Annotated in this window: 12 protein-coding genes and 1 riboswitch; of the genes, 8 read left to right on the top strand and 4 right to left on the bottom strand. The window is 39.3% G+C overall.

Going from position 1 to position 12,463, the window contains the following annotated elements; all coding sequences use genetic code 11:
• The first annotated feature begins 10 nt into the window (after positions 1-10).
• Positions 11-343: an AzlD domain-containing protein gene (locus tag PL11_RS01610; RefSeq protein WP_035165887.1), complete on the top strand. Its 333-nt coding sequence runs from the start codon at positions 11-13 to the stop codon at positions 341-343.
• Between the two features lie 89 nt (positions 344-432).
• On the opposite strand, the gene thiW is transcribed toward PL11_RS01610, so the two are convergent.
• The gene (thiW, locus tag PL11_RS01605) at positions 433-936 is read right to left on the bottom strand and encodes an energy coupling factor transporter S component ThiW (RefSeq protein ID WP_035165886.1); all 504 of its coding nucleotides are present in this window, start codon (positions 934-936) and stop codon (positions 433-435) included.
• A 42-nt stretch (positions 937-978) separates the two neighbouring features.
• A riboswitch (TPP riboswitch) is annotated at positions 979-1,076 on the bottom strand.
• Between the two features lie 47 nt (positions 1,077-1,123).
• Entirely contained in the window at positions 1,124-2,104 is a 981-nt protein-coding gene (locus tag PL11_RS01600; RefSeq protein WP_035165885.1) for a HoxN/HupN/NixA family nickel/cobalt transporter, read from the bottom strand.
• Positions 2,105-2,293: 189 nt separating this feature from the next.
• On the opposite strand from PL11_RS01600, the gene PL11_RS01595 reads away from it, so the two are divergent.
• Positions 2,294-3,067, top strand: a complete 774-nt coding sequence (locus PL11_RS01595; protein WP_035165883.1) for a (S)-acetoin forming diacetyl reductase — start codon at positions 2,294-2,296, stop codon at positions 3,065-3,067.
• Positions 3,068-3,292: 225 nt separating this feature from the next.
• Here PL11_RS01595 and PL11_RS01590 read toward each other — a convergent pair whose 3' ends face one another.
• On the bottom strand, positions 3,293-4,465 hold the full coding sequence (locus PL11_RS01590; protein WP_035165876.1) for an SAM-dependent methyltransferase: 1,173 nt from the start codon (positions 4,463-4,465) through the stop codon (positions 3,293-3,295).
• Between the two features lie 113 nt (positions 4,466-4,578).
• Here PL11_RS01590 and PL11_RS01585 point away from each other — a divergent pair, with 113 nt between their 5' ends.
• From PL11_RS01585 to PL11_RS01575, 3 genes are all read left to right on the top strand, one after another.
• A complete protein-coding gene (locus tag PL11_RS01585; protein WP_035165873.1) occupies positions 4,579-5,520 on the top strand; it encodes a tetratricopeptide repeat protein in 942 nt (313 codons plus the stop codon).
• Positions 5,521-5,537: 17 nt separating this feature from the next.
• Positions 5,538-6,572, top strand: a complete 1,035-nt coding sequence (locus PL11_RS01580) for an AI-2E family transporter (protein WP_078256883.1) — start codon at positions 5,538-5,540, stop codon at positions 6,570-6,572.
• A gap of 82 nt (positions 6,573-6,654) precedes the next feature.
• Positions 6,655-7,344, top strand: coding sequence for a 2,3-diphosphoglycerate-dependent phosphoglycerate mutase (locus PL11_RS01575; RefSeq protein ID WP_035165871.1), 690 nt, complete (start codon positions 6,655-6,657; stop codon positions 7,342-7,344).
• Between the two features lie 74 nt (positions 7,345-7,418).
• Here PL11_RS01575 and PL11_RS01570 read toward each other — a convergent pair whose 3' ends face one another.
• Positions 7,419-8,147, bottom strand: coding sequence for a GntR family transcriptional regulator (locus PL11_RS01570; protein WP_035165869.1), 729 nt, complete (start codon positions 8,145-8,147; stop codon positions 7,419-7,421).
• 434 nt (positions 8,148-8,581) lie between these two features.
• Here PL11_RS01570 and PL11_RS01565 point away from each other — a divergent pair, with 434 nt between their 5' ends.
• The 3 genes from PL11_RS01565 to PL11_RS01555 all read left to right on the top strand — a co-directional run bounded on the left by PL11_RS01565 (position 8,582) and on the right by PL11_RS01555 (position 12,412).
• A complete protein-coding gene (locus PL11_RS01565; RefSeq protein ID WP_035165866.1) occupies positions 8,582-11,041 on the top strand; it encodes a phosphoketolase family protein in 2,460 nt (819 codons plus the stop codon).
• Positions 11,042-11,399: 358 nt separating this feature from the next.
• Positions 11,400-11,738: an ArsR/SmtB family transcription factor gene (locus PL11_RS01560; RefSeq protein WP_035165865.1), complete on the top strand. Its 339-nt coding sequence runs from the start codon at positions 11,400-11,402 to the stop codon at positions 11,736-11,738.
• A complete protein-coding gene (locus PL11_RS01555) occupies positions 11,735-12,412 on the top strand; it encodes a type 1 glutamine amidotransferase domain-containing protein (RefSeq protein ID WP_035165863.1) in 678 nt (225 codons plus the stop codon). Before PL11_RS01560 ends, PL11_RS01555 begins: the two co-directional genes overlap by 4 nt.
• The last annotated feature ends 51 nt before the right edge of the window (positions 12,413-12,463 follow it).

Here is a 12,463-nt window from a genome sequence, read left to right as displayed (position 1 = left end):
AGTCGGAATTATGGAATGGAGTACAACACAACATTTTTGGTTGATACTTGCGTGTTTTGTCGTTGCGTTTGCGCCACGGTTGATACCGTTGTTGTTTTTCAGAAAAAGAAAAATCCCGTTATGGTTTAATGAATGGATGAGATACGTTCCCGTATCTTTGTTCACAGCCTTAGTGGTTAAAGACTTATTCATTAATTCTAGTTACCAAATTTCAATTGTGGATAAAGCCCCTGAATTGGTGGCTGCGGTGTTAGTTATTGGAATTGCGTACTGGACCAGGTCAATGACAATTTCAGTTGTTCTGGGTCTTGCGGCTGTATTTATTCTGGCGGTTTTCATCTAGAATTTGTTAAAAATTTTTTTCAATGAATGATATATGATTCATACAAAAGACGGAGTTACGATATTAAATCGTAACTCCGTCTTATTGTTTTACAGATGATGGCCATTTTTTAGGTGGCCTCTTTTATTCAGCGCCAACAAAATAATATACCCAATAATCACCCCGACGAGTGCACTGAGAAAAAAGCTAGGGATGAATATATAAAGTGCACCTTTGGCTCCCATGAGCCAGCTCGCAACTGGGTAAGCGACAATTGCCCCAATTATTCCGGTTCCAATCAGTTCACCAAATGTGGCAGCCAGGAAGTTCTTGGTTTTTCTGAAGATCCAACCAACAAAGAATGCGCCAATCATACTCCCAGGAAAGGCGAGTACGGTACCAGTTCCCATAATGTTCCGGATAAGTGAGGTAAGGAATGCTTGGGTCAATGCCCACCAAGGTCCTAGCATTACGCCAGAGACTAGATTAACTAAATGCTGAACTGGAGCAACTTTAGCCGCCCCGACACTAAACTCAAACATACTACCACCGACGACTCCGACTGCTGAAAAGATTGCTGTCAAAACAAGTGAATAAAGCCTTTGATTACGCAAAATAAAAATCCTCCAATGTTCGACGACAGTAGGGGATTCTAAAAAAAGAAATCGGCATTTTCTTCCGCTGGCGCTAACCAGATCAAGTTCGAGGGTCCAACTTTCGTTGTCTCAGCCCAAGGGCACCCCTAATGTCATTCGAGTATTTTAATAGGTTTATTCTAGCATGGATATGTAGTTAACGGGGTTAATTTTTGGACTTTTGATGATATTTCCAGGTTAGACCAGCGATACCCCAAGCAATGATGAAGATGAACAGTAAGGTGACTCCAAGTGTATGGAAATCGAGGTGAGTAATTGCCACAATCCATTGGTTATTCCAATTAAAGTTAGAGGCAAGACTTTGCAAAACATCAATTGAACCAATTAGAATCGCCGCAACTGCAGATATTCCAGTAATGATGATGTTGTACTTTATTTTTCGGGATGGAGACGACAAGAACCAACCATATGCAGATGTCATAAAAATTCCATCAAGAGTGTCCATTAAGCACATTCCGGCAGTGAATAGTAGCGGGAACCCAAGCACAATAATGAATGGAACTCCTTTGGTGGCAGCGACGACTGAAGTGGTCATTACCGCAATTTGGGTTGCGGTATCAAAACCAATCCCAAAGAGAAATCCAACAATCATGACTTGCCAGTTGTGATTGATCAGACTGAGAAACTTATTAAGTAACTTAAAGACCCAGTTAGTTTTATCTGCAGGTTTGTCGGGGTTACTTTTGATTAAAGACCACAGTAGATAAACGTTGATTGCTGCCAAGAGGAGAAGGGTGATCCCAGCAATTAAAGTGCCAAATACATGACCGAATTCGGTAATGGAACCTTGAGATTGTTTAGTTAGGTCGACCAGACCAACTGTGAACATGGTCATTAAAAATACGACAATGGAGTGACCAAAGGAGAATGAAAAACCAACTCCGTGGGTGTTTTTACCTTCATTCATCATTTTACGAGTAATGTTGTCGATTGCTGCGATGTGGTCGACATCAAAAGCGTGTGATAGCCCAAGAGTGAAGGATAAGAATGCAAGGGTAATGATTGTTGGGTAATTGCCTGCAAAACTTAAGATTAAGCCAAGCCCCATGGTGAACAAGGCAGTGATTACAGCCCCATATTTTATGATATCCGTGCGTAAAGCGTACTTGTGATATTTGATTTCCATGATTGCCACCTCAAATTGCATTGATACAATATATGGTAGTTCATTTTTATCGCAAGTACAATATATAGGGGCTACATGATTAAGTTGTTTAAAACTGAAAATTGAATTCGAAATTTGGGGGATTGTTTTTCAAAAGAACTGGGGCTAATATATCTATGTTAATAAGTTCACAAATACGGAGGATATACAATGGCAAACAAAGTAGCATTAGTAACAGGTGCCGGACAAGGAATCGGCCAAGCAATTGCTGAAAGATTAGCAAAGGATGGCTTTTCAGTAGCATTAGTTGGTCGTCACTTGGACAAGGTTCAAAAAGTTGCTGACGAAATCAATGGTAACGGTGGTAAGGCACTTGCAATCAAAGCAGATGTTTCTGACCGTGATCAAGTATTTGCTGCAGTTGAAGAAACGGTTGAAAAATTTGGTGACTTCAATGTCATTGTTAATAATGCAGGCCTTGGCCCAACCACTCCAATCGATACAATTACACCTGATGATTTTGAATGGGTATATAAAGTTAACGTTGGTGGAGTTCTTTGGGGAACTCAAGCTGCTCATAAAGCATTCAAGGAATTAGGCCACGGCGGAAAGATTATTAACGCTACCTCACAAGCAGGGGTTGTTGGTAACCCTAATTTGGCACTATACGTTGGAACTAAGTTCGCAATCCGCGGTATTACCCAAACAACTGCTCGTGACTTAGCTTCAGAGGACATCACTGTTAATGCATTTGCTCCAGGAATCGTTAAGACACCAATGATGTTTGACATTGCTCATGAAGTTGGTCAAAACGCTGGTAAGAGTGACGAATGGGGAATGTCAACATTCTCTGATGGAATTGCTCTTGGAAGATTATCTGAACCGGAAGATGTTGCTAACGCTGTAGCATTCTTGGCTGGACCAGACTCAAACTACGTTACTGGTCAAACATTGATTGTTGATGGTGGTATGCAATTCCAATAAAAATTAATGGATTTGAAAAAGGGCTCAAGCTATTGCTTGGGCCTTTTTCGTTTGGAAATCTTTTTAAGTTAGTGATCAATGATTACCGCTTGCGGTCGGCACTTTACCTAGAACGGCTTCCAACCTTAGACTTTTCTCTTAGCTCCAAATTTTGCCTTGCGCACTTCGTTTGCTCAATTCAAAATTTCAAGCTAATGCTCAAAGTCTACCGAGGTTGTCAGCACTCTACCTATACATATATTCCCTCGTCATCGGCAGTGAATGTCCGGCAGCCCCCTTCGACACTAGATACTGCACAACATCAATATTTCCTGACGCAAATGATGCCGCACATGCTTGTAGGTACAGATCCCACATACGGATAAACCGTTCATCAAACATTTTTTCAACTTTGGGACGAGCTTCCAAAAAGTTTTTGTCCCAAATTTCCGTAGTTTTCTGATAGTGACGTCTTAGTGATTCAACATCGAATACTTGCAAACCATTCTCAATGATGTGGTCCAAGTTTTCAGTCAATCCAGGGATGTAGCCTCCTGGGAAAATCCACTTGTTGATCCAACCATTGAATTCACCACCTTGCTGGCGGGTGATTCCGTGAATCAAAGCCACACCATCATCAGTTAGGTAATGTGACACACATTTGAAGTACTCACTGAGGTTTTCCTTACCAACATGTTCAAACATTCCCACAGAAGTTATATAGTCAAATTTAGCATCACCAAGTTCACGGTAATCAGTCAATTTAACCTCAGCAACATCTTGTAAACCAAGACGCTGGATTTTTTCATTTACGTAGTCATATTGTTCTTGGCTAAGTGTTACTCCAACCACACGCAGGTTGTACTTTTGAGCGGCTGTGAGCATTAGGGTTCCCCAACCACAACCGATGTCTAGCAAAGTTCTGCGTGGTTTAGGATCAAGCTTTTTAAGGATGTGTTCAACCTTATTCATCTGAGCTGTTTCCAGGTCATCATCTGGATTTTCAAAGTAAGCACATGAATATGTCATGGTATCGTCTAACCAAAGACGATAAAAGTCGTTCCCGATATCGTAGTGATCCTGTACGTCTTTCTTACTTTCCTCCTCATCGTGAGAAGCTTTAGGTAAGTAGCGAATAAATTTCTTATTTCTTAAGAAACTATCTGCACTTTTGTACGCAGAAAGAACAAGATCTTCGATACTGCCATCGATTTCTATCTTGCCATCCATGTAGCCTTCTCCAAGAGCGATTGATGCATTTTTAAGGACCTGTCTGATTGGAATAGGTTCGTTAAATTTGATCGCTACTTGTGGCTCACCATTTCCGTAAACCTCTGTAGAACCGTCCCAGTAGGTTACACTAACTGGAATATTGAAGGAGTTCTTCAATAGTGATTTGTAAAATTTCTTTTCAAGCATTGATCTTATTCCTTTCTTTTTAAAATACAAAAGTCATTATACGCTTCTGATAAAAATGATATAAGGAAAAATGGTATAATATAGCAAATTGATTACATTAGGAGGGCATTGATTTGAAAAAATGGATCTGGATTTTAGTTGCAATAATTATTGCCGGTGCTGTGGGAGGATACACTTATGCACGCCACGCCCAAAATGATCGGTTGTATGATCAGCAAATGACACGTGGAAATGCCTACATTGCTAGCAAGGACTACACTTCGGCAGAAACAGCGTTTACTAACGCTTTGAAACGTAAACCGAATGACAAAAAGGCCACAACTGTTTTAAATCAAACCCAAGATTTTGTATCCGCAAAGAATTTGTTAGATGACCGCAAGTTTAGCGATGCTAAGAAGGGATTCCAAGATGTTGCCGACACTAAGAACGGTAACGAACAGTTGGTAGACCGAGCAAAGACTAATCTCAAGAATTTGAAGACGATTCAAGCTAACGTCAAGAAATTCAATGGCTTCTATGACACTGCCCTAGAACAAGCAGGTAACGGTCAATATATGGAATCAAATACTACTCTTGATAAAATTTTCAACGATAAAGCTATTCACCAAACTTACTACCAAGATATTTTGTCGAAGGCTGAAAAGTTACGTGACGACAACAATAACGCAATTGATGGTAAGCCTAATAGTGACAGTACACTAGACCAAAACAGTTCAACTGGAGCAGTTGCGAACCCTAATTTGGATTCGAGCTCAAGCTCAAATTCAAGTTCAAACGCTACAGGTTCATCAAGCAACAGTGCCAGTTTGACTCCGGAAGAAGAGCAAGCTGCGAAGAACTATAAAGGATCTAATGAATATACTGTCAAACCAGGGCAGAATACCATTTGCGGCCAAGAAATTACGAATGCACAAGTCAACTCAGCCCGTCGGGAATTAGATGAAGCAGGCTTTGACTCAGGGACAATGAGTGATCAAGATGTTAAGAACTTAATCAAGGGTGCTCACAATGAAAAACAATCTGTAACTCAATATGCTAACCAAACCCTTAAATAAGGAGAACTCTACTTTATATGTATAAACGATTTGTCGAAAACGTGCCCTTACGACGGGTAGTCGTACTTTTAGCTGTAATAGCAGTTCTGATTGCTTTAAGAAGCATGATGAACATCGTTTTATTAACGTTTATTTTTAGTTTGTTGATTGTTAAGCTAACTAAGTTCATTCGAAAATATATTAAGCTTCCAAGCGGCTTGATTGTCACAATTGTGTACTTACTTGTTGTGTTTGGATTGTATTCAGCAATTACCAAGTATGTTCCTCAGCTGGCACACCAAACAATTCGTTCAACTACTGACATGATTGATTTTTACTCAAATCCTAAAAACTTGCCGGATGACCAGACGCTGCACTGGATTAATGAGATGATCCAACAAAGTCACGTGTTGAGTTCAGTTAGAAATGGTGTGGGAATCATTTGGCACTCAATTACGACCGCTACATCAATGGGAGTAACGCTATTTTTGTCACTGATTTTGAGTTACTTTTTCACGATTGAAGAAAAACAGATGGTGCAGTTTTCACGGTCTTTCAAAGACAGTTATGCAAGTTGGCTGTTTGAAGACCTTGAATTCTTCGGTAAAAAGTTTGTTTCAACCTTTGGTGTCGTAATTGAAGCTCAATTCTTTATTGCGATTGTTAACACAATTTTGACGACTATCGTCATGGCGTTCATGGGACTTCCACAACTAGCAGTGCTATCGATCATGGTGTTCATCTTAAGTTTGATTCCCGTTGCCGGTGTGATCATCTCATTTGTACCATTGTCATTGGTTGGTTATTCTGTTGGCGGACTCACAGATGTGATTTACCTGATTGTAACGATTATCGTGGTTCATGCACTTGAGGCGTACGTGCTTAATCCTAAGTTTATGTCTTCTAGAACAAACCTACCAATTTTCTACACGTTCGTGGTGTTATTGGTTGGTGAACACTTCTTTGGTGTTTGGGGATTAATTTGCGGGGTTCCCGTATTTACATTCTTCCTAGATATTTTGGGAGTTCAGTATCATCACGGATTCAACTCCAAAGGAAAACTCTTACAATAGATAATTTCCAAATCATGGTCGATTAATGACTTGGTTTGGTGTAAAATTACAGGGATAAGAGATAAAGAAAGAGGTAATTATTTTGGCTAAACTTGTATTAATCCGTCACGGTCAAAGTGAATGGAACTTATCTAACCAATTTACTGGTTGGGTTGACGTTGATTTAAGTGAAGAAGGCGTTAAGCAAGCTCAAAACGCTGGTAAGTTAATCAAAGAAGCAGGTATTGAATTTGACTATGCCTTCACTTCAGTATTGACTCGTGCCATCAAGACTTTACACTATGCATTGGAATACTCAGACCAACTATGGATTCCAGAAACTAAGACTTGGCGTTTGAACGAACGTCATTATGGCGCTTTGCAAGGACAAAACAAGGCCGAAGCTGCTGAAAAATTCGGTGAAGACCAAGTTCACATCTGGCGTCGTTCATACGACGTGTTGCCTCCACTTTTGGATGCAAGTGATGAAGGTTCAGCTGCTAACGATCGTCGTTACGCAAACCTTGACCCTAACATCGTTCCTGGTGGTGAAAACCTTAAGGTTACTCTTGAAAGAGTTATGCCATTCTGGGAAGACCAAATTGCACCTAAGTTGTTAGACGGCAAGAACGTTATTATCGCTGCCCACGGTAACTCACTACGTGCATTGAGCAAGTACATCGAAAACATTTCTGACGAAGACATCATCAACTTGGAAATGGCTACTGGCCAACCAGTTGTTTATGACTTCGACGAAAAGTTGAATGTTCAAAACAAAACTAAATTAGGTTAATCCTAGTTAAAATTAAAACACCCAGTCTCTTTATTGAGATTGGGTGTTTTTTGTTTTGTTAGAAAAATAGCAGATTAATCAGAATTCAAATTAATAAATGTATTGTAGTTCAGGTACTTATAGTGGACACGCATGCTTGAAAATTCGAATGGGGTTCCATCATCTAAGAAGAATGTTCCGGCCATGATTCCGACTGGTTCGTTTTCTGACAAATCCAATAATTTTTGATCTTCCTTATTAGAAGGTTCAGTCATGATTGACATGAATGATTTACTAACGCGCTTATTTTCCTCTTGATTCATAAAGTGGAAAATTGATTTTTTAACGGTTTCTGGCGACAGTTCAGGAGCTAATTTAATGGGGATGTAGCCAGTTTCGATAATAATTGGTTTGCCGTCGATAAGCCGAAGCCTCTCGATTTTATATACGAATTCATTTTCATTAAGGAACAAGTTTTGTTGAATCTCAGGATTAGCAGGAGTTACCTGGAAATCCAATAGTTTAATTGATGATTTATGTCCAGTTGTGATGATGTTGTCAGTGACACCAAGGTTGTTTCCTTCATATTGAAATAAAGATTGGTTTTTTAAATAGAGTGGGTTGATAAACGTACCAGACCCACGTTTTTTAAAAATAACTCCTTGCTGAACTAAAATATCTAACGCCCGCTTGATTGTACTTCTGCTGACTTCGTAAGATTCACTAAGGCTCCGTTCATCTGGTAACCTGTTGTCTTTGAATTCATCATCGAATATTCGGTTTTTAATATCGTCAATTACTTTACGATATATTAAATCTGCCATTTTTGGTCTCCTGTACGCTTGCCAACAACTAATATGATTATTGTCGTAAATTATACCAGTTATTTTGGAACGGATACACTTTTAAATTAGAACGGACCAATATTTTACATGAAAAACTAAATCTAAAGTAGCTATTTCAAGCATAATATTGCCAAATAAGATATCATGTTTAGTTGAAATCGAGGTACGGATTAATGGTGTTAATCATCGACATTCCTTGATTTTGAATTAAAAGAATTAGGTTGTCTACGTTTTTTGAATTTCACTTAAAAAATTGGGACGTATCAATTTTAAAATTTGTTGACTTTTTGTGAAATTCAGGTAATATATTGTCTTGTAAATAGATAGTTCAATTGCGAATTTTTAAAGTCTAATTTACAGGCACAGTTGAGATAAATAACTTAGTATCAATTCATTGAAGGAGTGTTAAATTCATGGCAGTAGATTACGATTCCAAAGCATATTTGGAAAAAGTTGACGCATGGTGGCGCGCAAGTACTTACCTTTCAGGTGGTATGATTTTCTTGAAGAGCAACCCACTATTCTCTGTTACAAATACACCAATTAAAGCTGACGATGTTAAAGTTAAGCCAATTGGTCACTGGGGTACAATTTCAGGACAAACTTTCTTGTATGCCCACGCAAACCGTTTGATCAACAAGTATGACCTAAACATGTTCTACATTGGTGGTCCAGGTCACGGTGGCCAAGTTATGGTTACTAACTCATACTTAGACGGTACTTACACTGAAGATTATCCTGAAATCACTCAAGATCTTGAAGGTATGTCACGTCTTTACAAGCGTTTCTCATTCCCTGGTGGAATCGGATCACATATGACCGCTCAAACTCCAGGTTCACTTCATGAAGGTGGAGAACTTGGTTACTCACTATCACATGCTACTGGTGCTGTCTTAGACAACCCAGACCAAATTGCATTTACTGTTGTTGGTGATGGTGAAAACGAAACTGGTCCTGCAATGACTGCATGGAACTCAATCAAATTCTTGAACCCTAAGAATGATGGTGCTGTATTGCCAATTCTTGACGTTAACGGATTCAAGATTTCAAACCCAACTATTACTTCACGTATGAGTGATGAAGAATTAGGCAAGTTCTTTGAAGGACTTGGCTGGTCACCACGTTTCTTAGAAAACGATGACATCCATGACTTCATGACTTACCATGAAAAAGCTGCTAAATTGTTTGACCAAGCTATTGCTGACATCAAGCAAATTCAAAAAGATGCACGTGAAAACGGCAAATATGAAGATGGCGAAATTGCTCCATGGCCAGTAATCATTGCTCGTTTACCAAAGGGTTGGGGTGGTCCTACTCACAACGCTAAGGGTGAACCAATCGAAGATTCATTCCGTGCTCACCAAGTTCCTCTTGACTTGAAGCAAGGCGACTTAAGCCAATTGCAAGAATTCGAAGACTGGATGAACTCATACAAGCCAGCAGAATTGTTCAATGCTGATGGTTCATTGAGGGACGAAGTTGCTGACTTTGCACCTAAGGGTGACAAGCGTATGGCAGCTAACCCAGTTGCTAATGGTGGCCGTGCTAAGGGTGCTAAGCCTGAAATGCTTGACCTACCAGACTGGAAGTCATTAGCTAATGACATCAACGAAAGCAACCGTGGTACTGAATTGCCAGATGGCAACCGTAACATGGATATGAATGTTCTTTCTACATTCTTTGCTGGCGTTGCTAAGAAGAACCCAACTTCATTCCGTGTATTCGGTCCTGATGAAACTATGTCAAACCGTCTCTGGGATATGTTCAACATGACTAACCGTCAATGGATGAGCAAAGTTAGAGAACCAAACGACCAATACGAAGCACCAGAAGGTCGTATCTTGGATGCTCAATTATCAGAACATCAAGCTGAAGGTTGGCTAGAAGGTTACACATTGACTGGTCGTACTGGTGTATTCGCATCATACGAATCATTCTTACGTGTTGTAGACTCAATGACTACTCAACACTTCAAGTGGATCCGTCAAGCTGCAGATCAACCATGGCGTAATGATTACCCATCATTGAACTTGATCTCAACTTCAACTGTATTCCAACAAGATCACAATGGTTACACTCACCAAGATCCAGGTATGCTTACTCATTTGGCTGAAAAGAAGTCTAACTTCATTCGTCAATACCTACCTGCTGATGGTAACTCATTGCTTGCTGTATTTAACCGTGCATTCTCAGATCGTCAAAAGGTTAACCATATTGTTGCATCTAAGCAACCACGTCAACAATGGTTCTCAGTTGATGAAGCTGAAGAATTAGCAAACACTGGTTTGAAGACTATCGATTGGGCTTCTACTGTTGCTGAAGGTGAAGATGCTGATATCGTCTTTGCATCAGCTGGTGTAGAACCAACTATCGAATCATTTGCTGCAATTGACTTGTTGAACAAGGCATTCCCAGAAGTTAAAATGCGTTACGTCAACGTTGTTGAATTAGGACGTCTTCAAAAGAAGAACGGACCTCTTAACGACGAACGTGAATTATCAGACGCAGAATTCACTAAGTTCTTCGGCGAATCAGGTACACCAGTTGTATTTGGTTTCCATGGTTTCGAAGACTTAATCGAATCAATCTTCTACGAACGTCAACACTTAGGTCTTCATGTTCACGGTTACCGTGAAGATGGTGATATTACTACTGCATACGATATGCGTGTATATTCTAAGTTGGATCGTTTCAACCAAGCTAAAGACGCTGTTCAAGTTCTTATGGACAAAGGTGTTATCGACAAAGCTGCCGGTGCTGACTTCGATAAGAAGATGGACGACATTCTTGCTAAGCACTTCAAGGTTACTCGTGACGAAGGTCATGATATTGAAGAGTTCACTGGTTGGAAATGGACTGGTCTTAAAAAATAATTTTTGACGATAATTTGATGTAAATCAAATTTGAATTATGAATTTAAAAGAGATGAGGGTCGAATGACCTTCATCTCTTTTTTTATCTTTAATTGCAAAAATGACATCAAGAACAACAATCAATTTTTTTAGCCTAAATTTTTACTCATCTAACTCCTTTACCATGCTAATTGTTCAGCTGGTACAACCAAAGTGGAAAATTTTAATTTGGTTTGATATTAAATGATTGTAGTTAGCCTCTGTTCGGGAGTAATCCCAAACGGGGGCTTTTGTTTTACCAGCGATTCTTCAATCTAATTGACAAACATAAAAATCAATGGTTTAATGGTTTAAAATATTAAACCAAAGGACGATAACTATGCAAGATTTAAGTGGAATAAAAACTCAATTGACCGATCTCAGTGACTTTTTGGTTGCATTGGGTGATGAAAAGCGACAGGCAATTTTGATTGAATTAATGTCGGCAGAGAACGGTGTTGAAGGATTGAGGGTGACAGATTTAACAGATGCAACTGACCTTTCACGACCAGCTATTTCACACCACATTAAGATTTTAATGCAGGCTCATCTTATTGAACGCCGAAGTGAAGGGACTAGAAACTATTATTATTTGTCACATGATTTGAGCCAAATAAATCAATTACAGGACATGATTAGTAGTGTTAAGAAAATCATTAAGGAGAGTGGTCGAGAATGAAAAAAGTCCTAATTGTTGAAACAAATATTACTAGGTATGCTGGGACACATGATGCAACAGGCCTTTGGCTTGGTGAATCGACAGAATTTGCTAAGGAACTTCAAAAAGTCGGCATCAGTGTGGACTATGTCAGCCCTAAGGGTGGTTTTGTTCCTTTAGACCCTCGCAGTATGAAATACGTTGATGAATCGATTATGGAGTTTTATGAAACCCCTGATTTTAAAAATCGTGCCCTTAGCAAAACGCTTAATCCCAGTGAGGTTAATCCTGAGGATTACTTTGCCATTTACTATGCTGGTGGCCATGGAGTGATGTGGGATTTTCCTGATAATAAGGAACTACAATCAATTGCAATGGCCATTTATCAGCAAAATGGTTATGTGACTTCAGTCTGCCATGGAATAGCTGGATTATTAAATATTAAAGATGATAGTAATAATTATCTGATCTCCGGAAAAACAATCACAGGTTTCACCTTGTCTGAAGAAATTATTGCTGGTAAAAAGTCGGTTGTCCCGTTCTTTAATAAAGAAGAGGCCGAAAAACGTGGAGCTAAGTTCAAGCAGAAACGTGCATATAAGGATTTTGCAGTTCAAGATGGGCATTTGATTACAGGTCAGAATCCATTTTCAGCACGTTCAGTTGCTAACTTGTTGATTAAAGAAGTAAAATAATATTTTTTTGAATTAACTGTTCAAAAGATTAAACCATTAAACGAAAGCAGA

Source organism: Lentilactobacillus curieae (genome assembly GCF_000785105.2).
Classification (GTDB): Bacteria; Bacillota; Bacilli; order Lactobacillales; family Lactobacillaceae; genus Lentilactobacillus; species Lentilactobacillus curieae.
Note: the sequence above shows the minus strand (reverse complement) of the source record. Positions and strands in the feature narration are given on the sequence as shown.

Bases quoted from the DNA above. Each gene is read 5' to 3' on its own strand.
- PL11_RS01565 (WP_035165866.1), top strand. From the start codon at position 8,582: ATGGCAGTAGATTACGATTCCAAAGCATATTTGGAAAAAGTTGACGCA.
- PL11_RS01555 (WP_035165863.1), top strand. From the start codon at position 11,735: ATGAAAAAAGTCCTAATTGTTGAAACAAATATTACTAGGTATGCTGGG.
- PL11_RS01590 (WP_035165876.1), bottom strand. From the start codon at position 4,465: ATGCTTGAAAAGAAATTTTACAAATCACTATTGAAGAACTCCTTCAAT.
- PL11_RS01600 (WP_035165885.1), bottom strand. From the start codon at position 2,104: ATGGAAATCAAATATCACAAGTACGCTTTACGCACGGATATCATAAAA.
- PL11_RS01570 (WP_035165869.1), bottom strand. From the start codon at position 8,147: ATGGCAGATTTAATATATCGTAAAGTAATTGACGATATTAAAAACCGA.
- PL11_RS01560 (WP_035165865.1), top strand. From the start codon at position 11,400: ATGCAAGATTTAAGTGGAATAAAAACTCAATTGACCGATCTCAGTGAC.
- PL11_RS01595 (WP_035165883.1), top strand. From the start codon at position 2,294: ATGGCAAACAAAGTAGCATTAGTAACAGGTGCCGGACAAGGAATCGGC.
- PL11_RS01580 (WP_078256883.1), top strand. From the start codon at position 5,538: ATGTATAAACGATTTGTCGAAAACGTGCCCTTACGACGGGTAGTCGTA.
- PL11_RS01610 (WP_035165887.1), top strand. From the start codon at position 11: ATGGAATGGAGTACAACACAACATTTTTGGTTGATACTTGCGTGTTTT.